The organism is Micromonospora sp. MA102 (assembly GCF_025460765.1).
In the GTDB taxonomy this organism is placed as follows: Bacteria; Actinomycetota; Actinomycetes; order Mycobacteriales; family Micromonosporaceae; genus Micromonospora; species Micromonospora halotolerans.
Window position 1 is genome coordinate 122911 of the sequence record NZ_JAMWEG010000002.1, and the last position, 20166, is coordinate 143076.

Here is a 20166-nt window from a genome sequence, read left to right on the forward strand (position 1 = left end):
TGACCATGACCGGAGACGAACAGTACGAGCGAGGCCTCGAGGCGCTGCGCCAGGCCGACGGCGGCGCCGGGCAGAAACTTCTGGAGGCCCTCGCCGACGTCTCACCCGAGCTCAGCTACCGGTCCGTGGCCTGGTCCTACGGCGACCTCTACGTCCGACCCGAGTTGGCGCGCCGCGACCGGGAGCTGATGTGCCTCGGGGTCCTCACCGCCCTCGGTGACGCCGGGTCCCAGCTCGAGGTGCACGTCAACGGCGCGCTCAACGCCGGCCTGACGCCCTCCGAGATAGTCGAGGCGCTGCTGCAGGCGGTGGTCTACTGCGGGGTGCCGCGCGCGGTCAACGCCACCCTCGTCGCCAAGAAGGTCTTCGCGGAGCGCAACCTGCTGCCCGTCCGCCCCACCCCGGCCGGCTGACCCGGCCACATTCGACCCACCGGACACTGTTCGGCGCGGACAAACCCGCCGATGATCACTCGCAGGGCCGTCACCGCGACCGCGCCCAGTTGACGAAGCGGTCGGCCAGCCGCTGCGGCGTGTCCCGCCCGTGCGGATCGGTGAGGTCCGCCGTGGCCTCGCACAGGAGCGTGCCGAGGTGGACGAGCAGGGCGATCCGGTCCTCGCGATATTCCCCGAGCAGCGCCAGCCGGGCCGGCGAGCACGGCCACGGGGCGCCGCAGGCCCGGCAGCGCCAGGACGGCCGCGCCGCGACGTGGGGGCGGTAGCGGGGCATCAGCGCACACCCCGCACGCCGCCGCGCGGCTTCGGGCGCCGGAACCTGAGTCGCATGCGATGGGCCTCCGTCGTGGGAGGGGGGCGCCCGCGCACCCCGTCGTGCGCGGGCACCCCCGGCCTGGTTCCGCCCGCCGTCCGGTGCCCGTGAGCGGTTCCGCTGCGTGACAGTCTGGTGACCGGGCGACTACGGTGGGAGATTCCGCGCGCCGACGACCAGGGCGTACGGCGGCCGGCCCGCAGCGGTACGAGGATGTACGGAGGCTGTCCGTGGACCGTTCGTCCATGCTGGACCACTTCGCCGAGGAGTTGCGGCTCGCCCGGGCCGGCAGCGGCATGTCGCAGAGCGCGCTGGCCGAGGCCCTGAGCTATTCCGGCGCGCTGGTGGCCAAGGTGGAGACCTGCGAGCGCCGGCCGGGCCTCGACTTCGCCCGCCGGTGCGACACGGTGTTCGGCACGGACGGGCGGTTCGAGCGGATCCAGCGGCGGATCAGCCGGGAGACGGTGGTGCCGTGGTTCCGCGACTGGGCCGGCATCGAACAGGAGGCTCGTGCCCTGCGCACCTTCGAACCGCTGTGTGTGCCCGGCCTGCTGCAGACCGAGGGCTACGCGCATGCCATCCACGCCGGCGGCGGCCTGTTCGGGGCGGACGAGATCGAGCGACAGGTGGCGACCCGGTTGGACCGGCAGGCAGTGCTCACCCGCGAGCGGCCACCACTGCTCAGCGTGGTCGTGGACGAGCATGTGCTGCGCCGCCGGATCGGCGGGCCGGAGGTGATGCGTGAGCAGCTGCAGCACCTGGTGAAGCTGGGTGTCGCGCTGCCGCGGGTCCGAATCCACATCGTGCCCCTGTCGGCTGGCGCGTACCCTGGGCTCGCCGGGCCCTTCGTGATCGCCACCTTGCCCGCCGGGGAGGACGTCATCTACCTGGAGGGGCAACGCCACGGCCAGGTCGTCGACCGAACCGACTTCGTGCAGCAGATGGTCGAGGTGTGGGAGTCGATCCGGGGTGAGGCACTATCCCACCAGCAGTCCCTCGACCTGATGGCGGAAGTGGCGGAAACATGGACCTGACCGGCGCCCGGTGGCGCAAGAGCACCCGCAGCAGTGGCCAGGGAGGCAACTGCGTGGAGGTGGCCGGGAACCTTCCCGGCGTGGTCGCCGTACGCGATTCCAAGGACCCGGCCGGTCCCGTGCTGACGTTCGGCCCGGGCGCGTGGCGCGCCTTCGTCGCGCGGGTCGCCGGCCGGCCGTAGCGGCCCGATCCCGTTCGCGGCCGCGGCCGCCCCGGCGGAAACCGTGGCGACACCGTCGGCCGCCCGTCGTAGGGTGACCGGCGGCCCTGTCGTACCCGAGCGGTAGGAAGGGCGACGTGGGCGGAGGACGGGGGTGGTCCACGTGACCGTGGCGGAACGGTCCGGCCGGGCACTGCCCCGGGTGCCGGCCCTGGCGGTGCTCTCCCACCACCTGGTCGGCTACCGGCGCACCTGGCGGGCCGGCGTCTTCTCGTCCTTCCTGCTGCCGGTGCTCACCGTGCTCGGCTTCGGCGTCGGGGTCGGCGCCTATGTCGACCAGGGCGTGGGCGGGGTGCCCTACCTCGACTGGCTGGTGCCCGGCCTGATCGCCTCCACCGCCTTCCAGGTCGCGGTCGGCGAGTCGACCTGGCCGGTGCTCAGCAACTTCCGCTGGATCCGCACCTACCACGCGCAGGTCGCGGCGCCGCTGCGCACCGGCGACATCCTGGCCGGGCACCTCGCCTTCGTGCTGTTCCGGGTGCTCACCAGCGCGGTGGCGTTCCTGCTGGTGACGGCGCTGTTCGGGGCGCTGCGCTCGCCCTGGGCGGTGACGGTCCCGCTGGTGAGCGTGCTGCTGGGCCTGGCGGTGGCGGCGCCGACGTTCGCGTACGCCGCCGTGGTTCCGGGCGACAGCTACCTGGCGCTGCTGTTCCGCTTCGCGATCATCCCGATGGCCCTCTTCGCCGGGGTGTTCTTCCCGGTCGAGTCGCTGCCGGTCGGGCTGCGCCAGTTCGCCTACGCGACCCCGCTCTGGCACGGGGTGGACCTGTGCCGAGCCGCCACGCTCGGCGTCGCTCCGCAGTGGTCGGTGACCGGCCACCTGCTCTACCTCGCGGTCTGGGCCGGCGCGGGCTGGTGGCTGGCCCGGCGCGTGTTCCAGCGTCAGCTCGTCGTCTAGGAAGGGTGTCGTGGTCGCTCTCGTCCTGCCCCGGCTGGTCAACCCGGCGGGGGCCCGCCGCTCGGCCTCGGTCGCCGAGCGCAACTTCACGGCCCTGCGCAGCGCGTACTGGCTGGTGCTGCTCTCCGGCTTCCTGGAGCCGGTGCTCTACCTCTTCTCGATCGGCGTCGGAGTGGGCGCGCTGGTCGGCGACCTGACCCTGACCGGCGGCCAGGTCGTCTCCTACGCGGCGTTCGTGGCCCCGGCCATGCTGGCCTCGTCGGCGATGAGCGGGGCGCTGTCGGAGACCACCTTCAACTTCTTCGGCAAGATGAAATACATGAAGCTGTACGACGGGGTCATCGCGACCCCGGTGCAGCCGTTCGAAATCGCCCTCGGCGAGCTGGGCTGGGCCATGGTCCGGGGCAGCCTCTACTCGGCCGCCTTCCTGGTCCTCATGGTGGGGATGGACCTGACCACGGCCGGCCGGGCGCTGGCCGCGTTCCCGGCCGCGGTGCTGGTCGGCTTCGCCTTCGGCGCGCTCGGCATGACCGTCTCCACGCTGATGCGCAGCTGGCAGGATTTCGACCTCATGGGCTCGGCCCAGTTCACCCTGTTCCTCTTCTCCGGCACGTTCGTCCCGGCGGAGGCCTATCCCTCGGTGCTGCGCTGGGTCGTGGAGCTGACCCCGCTCTACCGGTCGGTGCACCTGATCCGGGGCATCTGCGTGGGCGGGTCCGGCTGGTCCTGGCTGCTCGACGTGGCCTACCTGGTGGCGCTGACCGTCGCGATGCTGGCGTTGGCCTCCCGACGGATGAGCAGGTTGCTGTACAAGTGAGGGGTTAACCGGCCCTCCCGCCGGGGCATGTCGTGGTGACGCACCGACGACGAGGGAGGGGCCATGGCCGCCGACGAGTCTTCCGCCCGGCACGGGCGCGACCGCACCGGGCCGGTCGGCCCGGACGAGGGGCCGGACAGCCCCACCGACCTGCCCGCCACGGGGTGGGTGGCGACGCTCAAGCGCACCGTGCGCGAGTTCCAGGACGACAGCCTGACCGACTGGGCCGCTGCACTCACCTACTACGGGGTGCTGTCGATCTTCCCGGGTCTGCTGGTGCTGATCTCCCTGCTCGGCCTGCTCGGCGAGGAGGCCACCGAGGGGGTCAAGGACACCGTCAACCAGGCCGTGCCGGAGGAGAACATCCGGCAGATCGTGGAGACGGCGATCGAACAGGCCGGCGCCTCCGGCGGGCTGGCCAGCATCGCGGCGATCATCGGTCTGCTGGCCGCGTTCTGGTCGGCGTCCGGATACATCGCCGCCTTCATGCGCGCCTCGAACAGCATCTACGACGTGCCGGAGGGCCGGCCGATCTGGAAGACGCTGCCGATCCGGCTCGGTGTGACCGCGGTGATCGGCGTGATGCTGCTGGCCAGCGCGGTGATCGTGGTCTTCACGGGCGGTCTCGCCGAGCAGGTGGGCGACGCCATCGGGTTGGGCTCGACGGCCGTCACGGTGTGGAACATCCTGAAGTGGCCGGTGCTGCTCGTGCTGGTCAGCCTGATGTTCGCGATCCTCTACTGGGCCTCGCCCAACGCCCGGCACGGCGGCTTCCGCTGGGTCAGCCCCGGCGGGATCCTGGCCGTGGTGATCTGGCTGGTGGTCTCCGGGCTGTTCGCCCTCTACGTCAGCAACTTCGGCTCGTACAACAAGACCTACGGCGCCGTGGCCGGCGTCATCATCTTCCTGGTGTGGCTCTGGCTGAGCAACATCGCCATCCTGCTCGGCGCGGAGTTCGACGCCGAGCTGGAGCGCAGCCGCGCCATCGAGGCCGGGCACCCGGCCGACGAGGAGCCGTACGTCGAGCTGCGCGACGACCGCAAGCTCAGGAAGAAGCGCAACGCCGCCACCCGGCGCTGAGCAGCGGGCGACACCGGCCGCCCCCACCGCGCTCGACGCGGCGGGGGCGGCCGCTTTTCATGATCCACTCCCTGCTTTTGCTCAGATGGACAAAACTTTCGACCGGATGTGCCGAAGCTATGGACACGTGACCTGGAACGCTCCTACTGTGTCGGACACGACACATCGCCGTTGCGCCGATGTGAACGACTCCGATGCGGAGGTGAGTCCCGGTGCGGACGGTCGACCCCCTGCACGTGCAGCTCCTGCGAACGCTCCGGGACGATGGCGCCGTCTCCCGCGCCGAGCTGGGTGACCGGCTCCAGATGCCCCGCCCGCGCCTGCTCGCCGAGCTGGAGCGGCTGGTCAACCTCGGCTACGTGGCCGAGGCCGGGCTGGCCGCGTCCCGGGGCGGCCGCCGGTCCACGCTGGTCGAGCTGAGCCCGCACCTGCGCTTCGCCGCGGTCGACCTGGGCGCCAGCTCGATCGACGTCGAGGTGGTGAACGGCCGGCTGGAGCCGGTGGCCGCCTACGCCGAGCCCGCCGACATCCGCTCCGGCCCCAAGGTGACCCTCCAGCGGGTCAACGAGCTGCTGCACAAGGCGAGAGTGGACGGCGCATACGAGCGGCTCGACGCCATCGGCATCGGTGTGCCGGGTCCGGTGAGCTTCCGGGACGGGGTGCCCGTCTCGCCGCCGATCATGCCGGGCTGGGACCGCTTCCCCGTGCGTGAGCTGCTCACCCGCGAGCACGGCTGCCCGGCGGTGGTCGACAACGACGTCAACATCATGGCCATCGGCGAGCGGCACGGCGGCGTCGCCCACTCGGTGGACGACTTCCTGTTCATCAAGATCGGCACCGGCGTCGGCTGCGGCATCTACCTCAACGGCGAGGTCTACCGGGGCACCGACGGGTGCGCCGGCGACATCGGCCACATCCAGGTCGACCCGAACGGTCCGATGTGCTCCTGCGGCAACCTCGGCTGCCTGGAGGCGGTGTTCAGCGGGGCCGCGCTGGCCCGGGCGGCCACCACCGCGGCCCGCACCGAGGTGTCACCCGCGCTCGTCGAGCGGCTCGCCGCCCGCGGCGCGGTGACCGCGCTGGACGTCGCGCAGGGGGCCGTCGAGGGGGACGTCACCTGCATCCAGCTCATCCGTGACGGGGGCCGGCGGGTCGGCAGCGTGCTGGCCGGCCTGGTCAGCTTCACCAACCCGTCGATGATCGTGATCGGTGGCGGGCTCGCCCAGCTCGGCCACATCCTGCTCGCCGAGATCCGCAGCGTGGTCTACCGCCGCTCGCTGCCACTGGCCACCGGCAACCTGCCGGTCGTCCTCTCCGAGCTGGGTCCCCGCGCCGGCGTCGCCGGCGCCGCGGTGCTCGCCAGCGACCTCGCCTTCGGCGAAGCCGCATGAACGAGGAGGCCCAGGTGACGAACGAACCGCTGGTCGAGGCGCCCGCCGACACCGTCGCGGGCGAGGTGGTGCTGCGCCTCACCGACGTGGTCAAGACCTTCCCCGGCGTACGCGCGCTGGACGGCGTCCAGCTGGAGGTGCGGGCCGGCGAGGTGCACTGCCTGCTCGGGCAGAACGGCGCCGGCAAGTCGACCCTCATCAAGGTGCTCGCCGGTGTGCACCGGCCGGACTCCGGCGAGGTGGTGTGGCGCGGCGAGCCGGCGGCCTTCGCCAACCCGCAGGCCGCCATGCGGGCCGGGATCGCCACCATCTACCAGGAACTCGACCTGGTCGAGGACCTGTCGGTGGCGGAGAACGCCTTCCTCGGCCACGAGCCCCGCCGGCTCGGCTTCGTCCGGCGCGGGCACATGGCCCGGCGGACCCGGCAGATCCTGGCCCGGCTCGGCCACCCGGAGATCCCGCCCGGCCGGCTGGTCCGCCACCTGCCGGCCGCCGGCAAGCAGATCGTCAGCATGGCCCGGGCGCTCTCCCACGAGGCCCGACTGATCATCATGGACGAACCGAGCGCGGTGCTCGCCCACGACGAGGTGGGCAACCTGTTCCGCATCATCCGGGAACTCACCGCGCAGGGCATCGCGGTCATCTACATCTCCCACCGGCTGGAGGAGATCCGCGAGATCGGCGACCGGGTCACCGTACTCAAGGACGGCCGGACCACCGCGGCGAACCTGCCGGCCCGCGAGACGCCGACCCGCGACCTGGTCGCCCGGATGACCGGCCGGACCATCGAGTACGTCTTCCCGGACCGCCCCGCCGACGACACCGCCGGCGCGGAGCTGCTGCGGGTGGAGGGGCTGACCCGGCAGGGCGAGTTCGCCGACGTCTCGCTCGACGTGCGGGCCGGGGAGATCGTCGGCATCGCCGGGCTGGTCGGCTCGGGCCGCTCGGAGCTGCTGGAGACGATCTACGGGGCCCGCCGCGCGGAGGCCGGCACGGTCCGGATGGGCGGCCGGACGCTGCGCCCGGGCAGCGTCGGCGCGGCGGTGAAGGCCGGCATGGGCATGGCCCCCGAGGAGCGCAAGAGCCAGGCGCTGCTGCTCGGCGAACCGATCTACCGCAACGTCACGCTGGCCACCTTCGGCCGGTACGCGCGCCTCGGCTTCACCGACGCCGGGCGGGAACGGGCCGCCGCGGACCGGATCGCCACCTCGCTGGAGCTGCGCCCCCGGGACGTGCGCCGGCCGGTGCGCACGCTGTCCGGCGGCAACCAGCAGAAGGTGGTGGTCGGCCGGTGGCTGCTCGGGGACACCCGGCTGCTGCTGCTCGACGAGCCGACCCGGGGCGTGGACGTGGGCGCCCGGGCCGAGCTCTACCAGGTGATCCGGGAACTCGCCGCGCGGGGCGTCGGGGTGCTGCTGGTCTCCAGCGAGGTGCCCGAGGTGCTCGGCCTGGCCGACCGGGTGCTGGTGATGCGGGAGGGCCGGGTGGTCCGCGAGGCCCCGGCCGGCGAACTCGACGAGAACACCGTGCTCGACCTCGTCATGGCGGGGTCCCTCATGGAAGGCGCGCCAGCATGAGCGACACGACACCCACGGCGGCGCCGGAGCGGGCGGCCGAACTGCCGGCCCAGTCGCCGCCGGTCGACCCGACCGAGACCGCGAAGGCCGACGCGTCGGCCCGGCTCTCCTGGTGGCGCGGCGACGGCGGGGAGGGCGCCAAGCGCAACCTCGGCCTGCTGGCGACCCTGGTGGTGCTGGTGGTCATCGGCATCCTGACCCGCCCCGACCTCTACGGCGACGCGAGCTGGGTGTGGGGCAACACGCTCACCATCCTCAAGCTCGCCTCGGTGGTCGGCGTGGTCACGGTGGGCATGACCTTCGTGATCATCGGCGGCGGCATCGACCTCTCGGTCGGCGCGATCGTCGCGCTCGCGGGGGTCTGGTGCACCACGGTCGCCACCCAGAGCTACGGCGCCGGCGGCATGATCTTCAGCGCGCTCACCGTCGGCGTGGCCGTCGGGGTGGTCAACGGCCTGCTCATCTCGTACGGGCGCCTGGTGCCGTTCATCGCCACGCTGGCCATGATGGTCGCCGCGCGCGGCCTGGCCGCCGAGATCTCCGACAAGCAGACCCAGGTCTCCAACGACAGCTTCATCAACGGCATCGCCACCGTGAAGCTGCTCGGCATCCCGCTGCTGGTCTACATCCTCGCCGCGGTGGTCGCGGCCGGCTGGGTGCTGCTCAACCGGACCACCTTCGGCCGCCGCACGGTGGCCGTCGGCGGCAACCCCGAGGCGGCCCGGCTCGCCGGCATCAACGTCCGCCGGCACACCGTGCTGCTCTACGCGCTCTCCGGCCTCTGCTGCGGCATCGCCGCCGTCATGCTGACCGCGCAGGCCACCTCCGCCCAGGCGGCGATGGCCAACCTCTACGAGCTGGACGCGATCGCCGCCGCGATCATCGGCGGCACGCTGCTCAGCGGCGGGCGGGGCACCATCATCGGCTCCCTGCTCGGCGTGATCATCTTCTCCACGATCACCAACCTCTTCGCCATCAACGGCCTCTCCACCGAGGCCCAGAACATGGTCAAGGGCGGCATCATCGTCGCGGCCGTCCTGGTCCAGCAGGTGCAGTTCCGCAGCCTCTCCCAGTTCCTCGCCCGCAACCGCGCCACCACCACCTGATCCCATCGCGTCCGCCAGGCCGCCGTCACCCGACGGTGGTCCGGCCCGCCGCACCCGAAAACACCCCACCACCTCATTTCAGGAGGCCGTCATGACAAGTGACCTGTCGCGCCGCCGGCTGCTCTTCGGCGGCGCCGCGCTCTCCGCCGGTGTGCTGCTCGCCGGCTGCACCAGCAACGAGAAGACCCCGACCGAGGCGCAGACCAAGGCCGCGGCCGCCGGCGCCAACAGCGAGCCGGGCAAGAAGGTGACCATCGGCTTCTCCGCCCCGGCCGCCGACCACGGCTGGATCGCCGCCATCACCAACAACGCCAAGGCCCAGGCCGGGGCGTACTCGGACGTGGAGCTCAAGAGCGTGGAGGCCGGCGCGGACGCGGCGGCCCAGCGCGCGGCGCTGTCCACCCTGATCTCCCAGAAGCCCGACGTGATCGTGCTGCTGCCCCACGACGGCAAGGAGCTGAACGCGTTCGGCCTGGAGGCCATGAAGGCCGGCATCCCGGTGGTCAACCTCGACCGGGCCTTCCCGGACGCGCGGGCCTACCGGCTCCAGATCAAGGGCGACAACTACGGCATGGGGGTGGCCGCGGCCACCTACATCGCCGATCAGCTCAAGGCCAAGGGCGTCAGCAACCCGGTCATCGGCGAGATCCCCGGCATCGACTCGCTGGAGCTGACCCAGGAACGCTCCAAGGGCTTCGCCGACACGCTGGCCTCGCTCGGCCTCAAGGTGGCCAACCGCCGCCCGGCCGAGTTCACCGCCGACTCGGGCCAGCAGGCCGCCACCGGCCTCTTCCAGGCGCTCCCCAAGATCGACGCGCTCTGGAACCACGACGACGACCAGGGCATCGGCGTCCTCGCCGCGGTCAACCAGGCCAACCGCAAGGAGTTCTTCATGGTCGGCGGCGCCGGCTCGAAGAAGGCCATGGAGGACATCGCGGCCGACAACACGGTGCTGAAGGCCACCGTCACCTACAGCCCGTCGATGGCCTCCTCGGCCATCACCCTGGCCCGCCTGATCGGCCAGGGCAAGGGCATGTCCGACCTGGTCGAACTCCAGGTACCGAAGGAGATCGTGCTCGCCTCCGAGACGATCACCAAGGAGAACGCGAGCAGCTACCTGAAGCTCGGGTTCTGACACACGGGGGGAGACCCACCTTGTCCACTCACGACAACCTCCTGCGCGTCGGCATGGTCGGCTACGCGTTCATGGGCGCCGCGCACTCCCAGGCGTGGCGCACCGTGAACCGCGTGTACGACCTACCGGCGCGGGTGCGGATGGCGCTGGTCTGCGGCCGGGACGAGCCGAAGGTGGCCGAGGCCGCCGGCCGGCTCGGCTGGGACGGGCACACCACGGACTGGCGGCGGCTCGTCGAGTCCGACGAGATCGACGTGGTCGACATCTGCACACCGGGGGACAGCCACTGCGAGATCGCCCTCGCCGCGCTGGCCGCGGGCAAGCACGTGCTGTGCGAGAAGCCGCTGGCCAACACCGTCGAGGAGGCCCGGGAGATGGCGGCCGCCGCCGCCCGGGCCCAAGCCGCCGGGGTACGCGCCATGTGCGGCTTCAACTACCGCCGCGTGCCCGCGGTCGCCCTGATGCGGCAGCTCGTCGCCGACGGGCGGCTCGGCGAGATCCGGCACGTCCGGGCGGTCTACCTCCAGGACTGGATCGTGGACCCGCAGTTCCCGCTGGTCTGGCGGTTGCAGAAGGACAGGGCGGGCTCCGGCGCGCTCGGCGACATCGGCGCGCACATCATCGACCTGACCCAGTACGTGACCGGGCAGCTCATCACCGGGGTCAGCGCGATCACCGAGACGTTCGTCAAGGAGCGGCCGCTGCCGTCCGGGTCGACCGGCCTGGCCGCGCAGGCCGACGGCAACGGCCAGGCGACCGGACCGGTCACCGTGGACGACGCCGCCGTCTTCGTGGCCCGGCTCGACGGCGGCGCGCTCGCCACCTACGAGGCGACCCGGTTCGCCACCGGCCGCAAGAACGCCCTGCGTGTCGAGATCAACGGCTCGCTGGGCAGCGTGGTGTTCGACCTGGAACGCCTCAACGAGCTGGAGTTCCTCGACGCCACCCGTCCGGCCGCCGAGCAGGGCTTCAGCCGGATCCTGGTGACCGAGCCGGAGCACCCGTACCTGTCGGCGTGGTGGCCGCCCGGCCACATCATCGGCTACGAGCACTCCTTCACGCACCAGATGCGCGACTTCGTCGAGGCGGTCGCCACCGGAGTGGACCCGACGCCGTCGTTCGCCGACGCGTTGCAGGTCCAGCTCGTGCTCGATGCGGTGACCCGCTCCGCCGAGCGGGCCGCGTGGACGGAGGTGGAGCCCGCGCTGGCCGACGTGGCCGCCTGACCGATCCACGGCGGCGCTCCGCGCGCCGACCCGAAGGGCTTTCCGGTGCCGACCGGCGAGGGCCCGCCGCGGTTGCGCCCCGCGGCGGGGACGAGGTCGGACCCGGAGAGCGTGCCGCCGCGCCCGAACGCGCGGCCGGCACGAACCAGCACGGCCGTCCGGTGCGGCCGGACCGGGATTCCCCGGCCGCGCCGGCCGACCGGCCCGAGGACGGGGAGGCGGACACCCGGCCACGCGGCTCGGAGGGGAGACGGCATGACACCCGACCGACTGCGCACCGCGCTGCGGGGCGTACCCGATCCGCGGTGGCTGGACGCGGCCCTGCGCCGCGTCGCGACCGATCCCGCGGCGATCCCGCGGCTGTTCGCCACCGCGGCCCGCACATGCGGCCGGGGGCCGCTGCCCGGCGGGCCCGGCTGGACCGTCGACGAGGCGGCCCGCGCGCTGCTGCTCACCGCGCTCCCCGCCGGTCACGCCGCGGCGGCCGAGGCGCTCTACCGGCACGGCGACGCCGCCGAGAAGCGAGCCGTGCTGCGGGCGCTGCCCCTGCTGCCGATCGGGGCGGAGTGCGTGCCGCTGCTGCACGACGCGATCCGCACCGACGACACCCGGCTGGTGGCCGCCGCGTTGGGCCCGTACGCCCGGCACCTGGAGCAGCCGGCGTGGCGCCAGGCGGTGCTCAAGTGCGTCTTCACCGGCGTGCCGCTGGCCGTCGTCGACGACCTCGCCGGCCGCGCCGACGGCGAGCTGGCCGTGATGCTGGCCGGGCTCGCCGCGGAGCGGCGCGCGGCCGGCCGGAGCATGCCCGCCGACGCGGCCGACCTGCTCGACCGGCTCGGCGCCCGCTCGCCGTCGACCACCGCGCCGGAGGCGTGATGCGCATCTTCGACCCGCACATCCACATGACGTCCCGGACCACCGACGACTACGAACGGATGGCCGCGGCCGGGGTGCGGGCCGTCGTGGAGCCGGCGTCCTGGCTGGGGCAGCCGCGTACCAGCGTGGACACGTTCGTGGACTACTTCGACTCGCTGATCGGGTGGGAGCCGTTCCGGGCGGACCGGTTCGGGGTCCGGCACCACGCCACCGTGGCGCTGAACCCGAAGGAGGCCAACGACCCGCGCTGCCGCCCGGTGCTCGACCTGCTCCCGCGCTACCTGGACAAGGACGGCGTGGTGGCGGTCGGCGAGATCGGCTACGACTCGATGACGCTGGCCGAGGACGCCGCCTTCGCCGGTCAGCTCGCCCTGGCCGTGGCGCACGACCTGCCCGCCCTCGTGCACACCCCGCACCGGGACAAGGCGCGCGGTGTCGCGCGCACGCTGGCCGTGGTCGCCGAGTCCGGCATCGCCCCCGGGCGGGTGCTGGTCGACCATCTCAACGAGGTCACCGTGGAGCTGGTGCGGGACACCGGCTGCTGGCTCGGCTTCTCGATCTATCCGGAGACGAAAATGTCGCCGCCGCGGATGGTCGAGCTGCTGCGGGCGTACGGGACCGAGCGGATGCTGGTCAACTCGGCCGCCGACTGGGGGCGCTCGGACCCGCTGCTCACCCGGGCCACCGGGGAGGCCATGCTGCTCGCCGGGTTCACCGAGGACGACGTGGACCGGGTGCTGTGGCGCAACCCGGTCGAGTTCTACGGCCAGTCCGGCCGGCTGGACCTCGCCGACCTGGGCGGGCCCGGAGGCTGAAGCGGCTGTCCGGTGGAGTCCGCGGGACAGGCACGCGCGGTATTGTCAGCCATGGATACCGACCGGCTCGGGATCGGCCTGGATCGGGCGCCCCGGGAGGCGCTGTGACCGTGACCGTCGCACCGACCGACGCGGCCCTAATGCGGGGCCGTTTCGACGCCGCGCTCGCCGCGTTCCTGCACGAGCGCCGGCCGCGCCGGCCGGGCCGGCCGGACGACGACGGCACGGCGGCCGTCCACGCCGTGCTCCGCCGGTTCGTCCTGGCCGGCGGCAAGCGGCTGCGGCCCCTGTTCTGCTACTGGGGCTGGCGGGGCTTCGGCGGCACCGACGGCACCCCGATCGTGGTGGCCGCCGCGGCGCTGGAGCTGTTCCACGCCTTCGCGCTGATCCACGACGACATCCTGGACCGCAGCGACCGCCGGCGGGGCCGGCCCACCGTGCACCGGGTCTTCGCCGAGTGGCATGCCCGGTCCGGCTGGCACGGCGACCCGGAGGCGTACGGCCGGCAGGCGGCCCTGCTCTGCGGCGACCTCTGCGCCGCCTGGTCCGGCCAGATGTTCCACGGCTGCGGGCTGGACACCGAGCGGCTGCGCCGGGGCCACGCCGTGTTCGCCCGGATGCGGGCCGAGGTGATCGCGGGGGAGTACCTCGACGTGGTGGCCGCGGCCGGCGACGGCTCGGTGGAGAGCGCCCTGGCGGTGGTGCGGCTCAAGACGGCCCGCTACACGGTCACCCGGCCGGTGCAGCTCGGGGCCGCCCTGGCCGGTGCGGATCCGGACGTGGTGGCCGCGCTGGCCGGGTTCGGCGACCCGTTGGGGGACGCCTTCCAGCTGCGCGACGACCTGCTCGGTGTCTTCGGTGAACCGGCGGTGACGGGGAAGTCCAACCTGGACGACCTGCGGGAGGGCAAGCCGACGGTGCTCATGGCGCTGGCCCGGGCGGCCGCGGGGCCGGCGGGGGCGGCGCGGTTGCGGGCGCTGCTGGGCGATCCGGCCCTGGACCCGGCGGGGGCGGCCGAGGTGCGGGCGATCGTGGAGGCGTCCGGGGCGCGGGCGGCGGTGGAGCGGATGATCCGGTCGCGGGCCGACGCGGCGCTGGCCGCGCTGGACGGGTTGCCGCTGGCGGAGCGGGCCCGGGCGGCGCTTGCCGAGCTGGCGGCCCGGGCCGTGGATCGGCGCCGCTGACCCAACTTTTGTCGCTCATTGACGAAAGTCGTTCCGGAACCAGCGGAAGCTATGGACAGGCAGATCGAAAGGTCTTAATGTCGTCCGCAAGCACAGAGCTGTTTCGTCGAGGTGAACCGCCCGCACCCGGCACCCTCGTCGAGGTGACCGGCCGGCCGCAACCACCGGCGGTCGCGGCCTGCCGGGTCGCACCCGGCGGGCCCGGCGCAGCATCCCCGCACGGCATCCGGCGCGACGCGCGCCCGATCCAGGCTGCGCGCGTCAGGAAGGGACAGCAGAGGCATGTCCAGCCCCCACCACACCCCCACCCGACGATGGCTCCCCGCCGGATCGGCGCTGCTGCTCGCGGCCGCCGCCGGCGCGGTCGGCCTGGCCGCGACCCCCGTCCCGGCGTCCGCGCACCCCATCACGGCGAGCGACTTCCAGCAGGTGGAACTCGCCCGCGGCGTCGCCGAGACCGGCGAACCCATGTCCCTCGCGGTGCTGCCCGACCGCTCGGTCCTGCACACCGCCCGCAACGGCACGCTCCGGCGCACCGACGCCGCCGGCGTCACCACCGTGATCGGCACCCTGCCCGTCTACAACCACGACGAGGAGGGGCTCCAGGGCGTCGGGGTCGATCCCGGCTTCGCGAGCAACCGGCAGATCTACCTCTACTACGCGCCCCCGCTGTCCACCCCGGCCGGCGACGCCCCCGCCACCGGTAGCGACTTCTCCGCCTGGCGCGGCGTCAACCGGCTCTCCCGGTTCAACCTCAACGCCGACTTCACGCTCAACCAGACGAGCCGGGTCGACGTGCTCGACGTGCCCGCCGACCGGGGCATGTGCTGCCACGTCGGCGGCGACATCGACTTCGACGCCGCCGGCAACCTCTACCTCTCCACCGGCGACGACACCAACCCGTTCGACTCCGGCGGCTACGCGCCCCTGGACGAGCGGACCGAGCGCAACCCCGCGTACGACGCGCAGCGCAGCGCCGGCAACACCAACGACCTGCGCGGCAAGATCCTGCGGATCAAGGTGAACGCCGACGGGTCGTACTCGATCCCCTCCGGAAACCTCTTTCCGGCCGGCACCGCGAAGACCCGGCCGGAGATCTACGCCATGGGCTTCCGCAACCCGTTCCGGATGAGCGTCGACAAGGCCACCGGGATCGTCTACGTCGGCGACTACGGCCCCGACGCCGGCACCAGTTCGGCCCGCGGCCCGTCCGGGCAGGTCGAGTTCGACCGGGTCACCGGTCCGGGCAACTACGGCTGGCCGTACTGCACCGGCACCAACTCGGCGGCCGAGACGTACGCCGAGTGGGACTTCGCCACCGGCACCGCGGGCGCGAAGTTCGACTGCGCGGGCGGCCCGACCAACAACTCGTTCCGCAACACCGGCCAGAGCACCCTGCCGGCCGCGAAGCCGGCCTGGATCCGGTACGCGGGCGACGCCGGCAGCCCGCCCGAGTTCGGCGGCGGCTCCGAGTCGCCGATGGCCGGCCCGGTCTACCGATACGACGCCGCCAACCCCTCCACCACGAAGTTCCCGCAGTCCTTCGACGGGCAGTTCTTCGCCACCGAGTTCGGCCGCGGCTGGATCAAGCCGATCCACCTCAACGCCGACGGCTCACCGGGCACCATCGACGCCTTCCCGTGGACCGGCAAACAGGTGATGGACTCCGCGTTCGGGCCGGACGGCGCCTACTACGTGCTCGACTACGGCACCGGCTACTTCAACGGCGACGCCAACTCGGCGCTGTACCGCTTCGACTACCTCGGCGGCGGCAACCGCGCCCCGGTGGCCCGGGCCGCCGCCGACAAGACCTCCGGCGCGGCCCCGCTGGCCGTCGCCTTCTCCTCGGCCGGCTCGTCCGACCCGGAGGGCGGGGCGCTCACGTACGCGTGGGCGTTCGGCGACGGCGGCACCTCGACGGCGGCGAACCCGTCGCACACCTACACGGCCAACGGCCGCTACACCGCCACGCTGACCGTCCGGGACCCGCAGGGCGCCACCGGCACGGCCAGCGTGGTGATCACCGTCGGCAACACCGCGCCGACGGTCACCGTGAACAGCCCCGGCAACGGGCAGCTCTTCTCCTTCGGTGACACCGTGCCGTTCCGGATCACCGTCACCGACCCGGAGGACGGCACGATCGACTGCACGAAGGTCAAGATGACCTACGTGCTCGGCCACGACCAGCACGGCCACCAGATCACCTCGGCCACCGGCTGCACCGGTTCGATCAGCATCCCCGTCGACGGCGAGCACGACGACGCGGCGAACATCTTCGCGATCTTCGACGCCGAGTACACCGACGCCGGCGGGCTGACCACGCACACCCAGCACACCCTCCAGCCCCGGCACCGGCAGGCCGAGCACTTCAAGACCTCCGCCGGCATCAACACCTTCGACAAGGCGACCGCCGAGGGCGGCAAGACCGTCGGCGACATCCACAACGGGGACTGGATCGCGTTCGAGCCCTACCATCTCGGCAACGTCACCGGGTTCAGCGCCCGGGTCTCCTCCGCCGGGGTGGGCGGCGCCCTCCAGGTGCGGGCCGGCTCGGCGACCGGCACCGTCCTCGGCTCGGCCACCGTTCCGGTGACCGGGGCGTGGGACACGTTCACCACGGTGACCGGCACGGTCGCCAACCCGCCCGCCGGGACCACCACGCTCTACCTCACCTTCGCGGGCGGCGCCGGCGCGCTCTACGACCTCGACTCGTTCACGCTCACCACGTCCGGGGCGCGCACCGGGCCGGTCCGCGGGCTGGCCGGCAAGTGCCTGGACGTGCGCAACGCCGCGACCGCCGACGGCACCCAGATCCAGCTCTACACCTGCAACGGCACCACGGCGCAGAGCTGGACGGTGACCCCGAACTCGACGGTCAAGGCGCTCGGCAAGTGCCTGGACGTCTCGGGCGGCGCGACCGCCGACGGCACGAAGATCCAGCTGTGGACGTGCAACGGCACCGGCGCGCAGAACTGGTCGGCGCAGGCCGACGGCACGCTGCGCAACCCGCAGTCCGGCAAGTGCCTGGACGTCTGCGGCAACAACTCCGCCGACAGCACCCCCGTACACCTCTGGACCTGCACCGGCGCGGCGAACCAGAAGTGGATCCTGCCCTGATCCGACGGTGCGGGGCCGGTCCGCCGGCCCCGCACCCCGTCCGGCCCTGGAGAGCGACATGAGACTCCTCCGCACCGTCCTCGGCGCGGCCACCGCCGTCCTCGCCACCCTCGCCTGCACCACCCCGGCCACCCCGGCGGCCGCCGCCGACGCGCCCTACGACGTGCTGGTCTTCTCCAAGACCGCCGGCTTCCGGCACGACGCCATCCCGGCCGGCATCCAGGCCGTCCGCGACCTCGGCGCGGCCAACAACTTCACCGTCACCGCCACCGAGGACGCCGCCCAGTTCACCACCGCCAACCTCGCCCGGTACGAGGCGGTGATCTTCCTCAACACCACCGGCGACGTGCTCGACCCCACCCAGCAGGCCGCCTTCGAGGCGTACGTCGGCGCGGGCGGGGGCTACGTGGGCGTGCACGCCGCCGCCGACACCGAGTACGACTGGCCGTTCTACGGCAACCTGGTCGGCGCCTGGTTCGCCTCCCACCCGGCGATCCAGCCGGCCACCGTGCGGGTGGAGGACCGCGCGCACGCCGCCACCGCCCACCTGCCGCAGACCTGGAACCGCACCGACGAGTGGTACAACTACCGCACCAACGCCCGGTCCACCGCGCACGTGCTGGCCACCCTCGACGAGTCGTCGTACTCGGGCGGCGGGATGGGCGCCGACCACCCGCACGCCTGGTGCAAGACGTACGCAGGCGGCCGGTCCTTCTACACCGGCGGCGGCCACACCCAGGCGTCCTACGCCGAGCCCGCGTTCCGCGCCCACCTGCTGGGCGGCATCCGGTACGCGGCCGGCCGCAGCAAGGCCGACTGCCGTCCGGAGGCCGGCTACGCGGCCCTCTACAGCGGCGCCACCACCGGCTGGTCCCAGGCCGGGCCGGGCAGCTTCACCAACGCCGACGCCACCCTCAGCTCGGTCGGCGGGATGGGCCTGTACTGGTACAGCGCCCGGCAGTTCACCAGCTACTCGCTGAAGCTGGACTGGCGGCTGGCCGGCGACGACAACTCCGGCGTCTTCATCGGCTTCCCGCCGTCGAGCGACCCCTGGTCGGCGGTGGACAACGGCTACGAGATCCAGATCGACCCGACCGACAGCCCCGACCGGACCACCGGGGCGGTCTACACCTTCAAGTCCGCCGACCTGCCCGCGCGGGACGCGGCGCTCAACCCGGCGGGGGAGTGGAACACCTACGAGCTGCTGGTCGAGGGGGAGCGGCTCCAGGTCTTCCTCAACGGCGTGAAGATCAACGACTTCACCAACACCGACCCGGCCCGCTCGCTCGCCGGCCACATCGGCATCCAGAACCACGGCACCGGTGACGACGTCTCGTTCCGCAACATCCGGATCAAGGAACTGGGCGGCAACCCGCCGACCGGCAACACCACCGTGCAGGCCGAGGCGTTCAGCTCGGCCAGCGGGGTCACCCCGTTCACCAAGGCCGGCGCCAACGGCGGGCAGACCCTGGGGTACGTCGACCCGGGCGACTGGGCCGCGTACCAGGGGCTGGACCTGACCGGGGTCACCGCGCTGCGGGCCCGGGTGGTCTCCGGCGGGCCGGGCGGCACCCTCCAGCTCCGCACCGGCTCCCCGACGGGCACCGTGCTCGGCCAGGTGGCGGTGCCCAACACCGGCGGCTGGACCACGTTCGCCGACGTCAGCACCGCGCTGACCGGCGTGCCGGCCGGCAGCCAGACCGTCTGGCTGACCTTCGCCGGCACCGGCACCGGCCTGTACGACGTCGACGACTTCACCCTGGTCCGGGGCGGCGGGGGCGGTGGCACAGGTCCGGTCCGGGGCCTGGCCGGCAAGTGCCTGGACGTGCGGGGCGGCGCGACCGCCGACGGCACCCAGATCCAGCTCTACACCTGCAACGGCAGCAGCGCGCAGACCTGGACGGTGACCCCGAACTCGACGGTCAAGGCGCTCGGCAAGTGCCTGGACGTGTCCGGCGGCGGGTCGGCGGACGGCACGAAGATCCAGCTGTGGACGTGCAACGGCACCGGCGCGCAGAACTGGTCGGGCCAGGCCGACGGCACGCTGCGCAACCCGCAGTCCGGCAAGTGCCTGGACGTCTCCGGCAACAACTCCGCCGACAGCACCCCCGTACACCTCTGGACCTGCACCGGCGCGGCGAACCAGAAGTGGACCCTGCCCTGACCGGCGGACCGGCGGCGGACCGGGCGACCTGCGGGATCCGCCCGGCCCGCCGCCGGGGTGCTGCCGTACCTTGACCGTGTGGGACGCCTGGAGCGGTGGCGTCGGGTCGCGCGGGCGGGCCCGAACGTCGGTGACGTGCTGCGGGCCGCCCTGTTCCGGGTGCGGGGCCGCGCCGAGCCGCCGCCGTCCACCGGGCCCGCGCCCAGCCTCACCCGGCTGGACGCGCTCATCGACGAATTCGCCGCCGGCCAGCTGGTGCGCTGGCGGGTGGGTGGCCAGCCCCGCCCGCTGCCCGCCGCGGTCGACGCGGCCGCGTACCGGATCATCCAGGAGGCGCTGACCGACGCCCGCCGGCACGCGCCGGGGTCGGCCGTCGCGGTGCGGCTGCGCTACGACCCGGCCGGCCTCCGCATCGAGGTACGCGGCGACGGGCCGGCCATCCCGGCGGCCGGCCTGCGGGCGCGGGCCCAGTCGGTCGGCGGTGCCGTCCACGCCGGCCCTGGCCCCGAGGGTGGCTGGCTGGTCCGTGCCGAGCTGCCCGCCCCCGAGGACGAGGCCGAGCCGGCCTGACGATTCCGGGCCTTCCGCGCCGGCCCCGGCCGACCTAGAGTGAGGGCGGCGACCGCGAGGTGGCCGGTGACCCGGTGGGAGGCGCAACCCGTCGGGCCCAGGCGCGACCGCGTCCACCGGTGCCCGTCGAGGTCGCCCGCATCCCGGTCGCCCTCGCCCCGGTCCGCTACGGAATCCCCCCATCACG

General features: G+C 73.1%; 18 protein-coding genes. 17 read left to right on the forward strand and 1 reads right to left on the reverse strand.

Annotation, left to right across the window (positions count from 1 at the left end):
• Nucleotides 1–5 precede the first annotated feature (5 nt).
• The gene (locus NFX44_RS03935; protein WP_262282106.1) at nt 6–413 is read left to right on the forward strand and encodes a carboxymuconolactone decarboxylase family protein; all 408 of its coding nucleotides are present in this window, start codon (nt 6–8) and stop codon (nt 411–413) included.
• Between the two features lie 70 nt (nt 414–483).
• On the opposite strand, the gene NFX44_RS03940 is transcribed toward NFX44_RS03935, so the two are convergent.
• Entirely contained in the window at nt 484–729 is a 246-nt protein-coding gene (locus NFX44_RS03940; RefSeq protein ID WP_262282107.1) for a flavin reductase, read from the reverse strand.
• 269 nt (nt 730–998) lie between these two features.
• Between NFX44_RS03940 and NFX44_RS03945 the strand changes: the two genes are divergently transcribed.
• The 16 genes from NFX44_RS03945 (at nt 999) to NFX44_RS04020 (ending at nt 19979) form a co-directional block, all read left to right on the forward strand.
• The gene (locus NFX44_RS03945; RefSeq protein WP_262282108.1) at nt 999–1802 is read left to right on the forward strand and encodes a helix-turn-helix transcriptional regulator; all 804 of its coding nucleotides are present in this window, start codon (nt 999–1001) and stop codon (nt 1800–1802) included.
• Entirely contained in the window at nt 1793–1984 is a 192-nt protein-coding gene (locus NFX44_RS03950; RefSeq protein WP_262282109.1) for a DUF397 domain-containing protein, read from the forward strand. Before NFX44_RS03945 ends, NFX44_RS03950 begins: the two co-directional genes overlap by 10 nt.
• Nucleotides 1985–2126: 142 nt before the next feature.
• A complete protein-coding gene (locus NFX44_RS03955; protein ID WP_262282110.1) occupies nt 2127–2921 on the forward strand; it encodes an ABC transporter permease in 795 nt (264 codons plus the stop codon).
• A 10-nt stretch (nt 2922–2931) separates the two neighbouring features.
• Nucleotides 2932–3738, forward strand: a complete 807-nt coding sequence (locus NFX44_RS03960; protein WP_262282111.1) for an ABC transporter permease — start codon at nt 2932–2934, stop codon at nt 3736–3738.
• Nucleotides 3739–3801: 63 nt separating this feature from the next.
• On the forward strand, nt 3802–4818 hold the full coding sequence (locus NFX44_RS03965) for a YihY/virulence factor BrkB family protein (RefSeq protein ID WP_262282112.1): 1017 nt from the start codon (nt 3802–3804) through the stop codon (nt 4816–4818).
• A gap of 212 nt (nt 4819–5030) precedes the next feature.
• Nucleotides 5031–6209 carry an ROK family transcriptional regulator gene (locus NFX44_RS03970; protein ID WP_262282113.1) on the forward strand — a complete coding sequence of 393 codons (1179 nt, stop codon included), beginning with the start codon at nt 5031–5033 and terminating at the stop codon, nt 6207–6209.
• Nucleotides 6206–7786 carry a sugar ABC transporter ATP-binding protein gene (locus NFX44_RS03975; RefSeq protein WP_262282114.1) on the forward strand — a complete coding sequence of 527 codons (1581 nt, stop codon included), beginning with the start codon at nt 6206–6208 and terminating at the stop codon, nt 7784–7786. The genes NFX44_RS03970 and NFX44_RS03975 overlap by 4 nt, the downstream gene beginning before the upstream one ends.
• Nucleotides 7783–8892 carry an ABC transporter permease gene (locus NFX44_RS03980; RefSeq protein ID WP_262282115.1) on the forward strand — a complete coding sequence of 370 codons (1110 nt, stop codon included), beginning with the start codon at nt 7783–7785 and terminating at the stop codon, nt 8890–8892. Before NFX44_RS03975 ends, NFX44_RS03980 begins: the two co-directional genes overlap by 4 nt.
• 91 nt (nt 8893–8983) lie before the next feature.
• Nucleotides 8984–10027, forward strand: a complete 1044-nt coding sequence (locus tag NFX44_RS03985; protein ID WP_262282116.1) for a substrate-binding domain-containing protein — start codon at nt 8984–8986, stop codon at nt 10025–10027.
• A 20-nt stretch (nt 10028–10047) separates the two neighbouring features.
• Entirely contained in the window at nt 10048–11253 is a 1206-nt protein-coding gene (locus tag NFX44_RS03990; RefSeq protein ID WP_262282117.1) for a Gfo/Idh/MocA family protein, read from the forward strand.
• Nucleotides 11254–11508: 255 nt separating this feature from the next.
• A complete protein-coding gene (locus NFX44_RS03995) occupies nt 11509–12129 on the forward strand; it encodes an EboA domain-containing protein (protein ID WP_262282118.1) in 621 nt (206 codons plus the stop codon).
• Nucleotides 12129–12944, forward strand: a complete 816-nt coding sequence (locus tag NFX44_RS04000; RefSeq protein ID WP_262282119.1) for a TatD family hydrolase — start codon at nt 12129–12131, stop codon at nt 12942–12944. Before NFX44_RS03995 ends, NFX44_RS04000 begins: the two co-directional genes overlap by 1 nt.
• 104 nt (nt 12945–13048) lie before the next feature.
• The gene (locus tag NFX44_RS04005) at nt 13049–14128 is read left to right on the forward strand and encodes a polyprenyl synthetase family protein (RefSeq protein ID WP_262282120.1); all 1080 of its coding nucleotides are present in this window, start codon (nt 13049–13051) and stop codon (nt 14126–14128) included.
• A gap of 282 nt (nt 14129–14410) precedes the next feature.
• Complete coding sequence (locus NFX44_RS04010; RefSeq protein ID WP_262282121.1) at nt 14411–17245, forward strand: RICIN domain-containing protein; 2835 nt, start codon at nt 14411–14413, stop codon at nt 17243–17245.
• A 58-nt stretch (nt 17246–17303) separates the two neighbouring features.
• The gene (locus NFX44_RS04015) at nt 17304–19409 is read left to right on the forward strand and encodes a ThuA domain-containing protein (protein WP_262282122.1); all 2106 of its coding nucleotides are present in this window, start codon (nt 17304–17306) and stop codon (nt 19407–19409) included.
• A gap of 78 nt (nt 19410–19487) precedes the next feature.
• The gene (locus tag NFX44_RS04020; protein WP_262282123.1) at nt 19488–19979 is read left to right on the forward strand and encodes a sensor histidine kinase; all 492 of its coding nucleotides are present in this window, start codon (nt 19488–19490) and stop codon (nt 19977–19979) included.
• The last annotated feature ends 187 nt before the right edge of the window (nt 19980–20166 follow it).

Coding starts and splice junctions, on each gene's coding strand:
- NFX44_RS03935 (WP_262282106.1), top strand. CDS start 6: ATGACCGGAGACGAACAGTACGAGCGAGGCCTCGAGGCGCTGCGCCAG.
- NFX44_RS03940 (WP_262282107.1), bottom strand. CDS start 729: ATGCCCCGCTACCGCCCCCACGTCGCGGCGCGGCCGTCCTGGCGCTGC.
- NFX44_RS03950 (WP_262282109.1), top strand. CDS start 1,793: ATGGACCTGACCGGCGCCCGGTGGCGCAAGAGCACCCGCAGCAGTGGC.
- NFX44_RS03965 (WP_262282112.1), top strand. CDS start 3,802: ATGGCCGCCGACGAGTCTTCCGCCCGGCACGGGCGCGACCGCACCGGG.
- NFX44_RS03975 (WP_262282114.1), top strand. CDS start 6,206: ATGAACGAGGAGGCCCAGGTGACGAACGAACCGCTGGTCGAGGCGCCC.
- NFX44_RS03980 (WP_262282115.1), top strand. CDS start 7,783: ATGAGCGACACGACACCCACGGCGGCGCCGGAGCGGGCGGCCGAACTG.
- NFX44_RS03985 (WP_262282116.1), top strand. CDS start 8,984: ATGACAAGTGACCTGTCGCGCCGCCGGCTGCTCTTCGGCGGCGCCGCG.
- NFX44_RS03995 (WP_262282118.1), top strand. CDS start 11,509: ATGACACCCGACCGACTGCGCACCGCGCTGCGGGGCGTACCCGATCCG.
- NFX44_RS04000 (WP_262282119.1), top strand. CDS start 12,129: ATGCGCATCTTCGACCCGCACATCCACATGACGTCCCGGACCACCGAC.
- NFX44_RS04010 (WP_262282121.1), top strand. CDS start 14,411: ATGTCCAGCCCCCACCACACCCCCACCCGACGATGGCTCCCCGCCGGA.
- NFX44_RS04015 (WP_262282122.1), top strand. CDS start 17,304: ATGAGACTCCTCCGCACCGTCCTCGGCGCGGCCACCGCCGTCCTCGCC.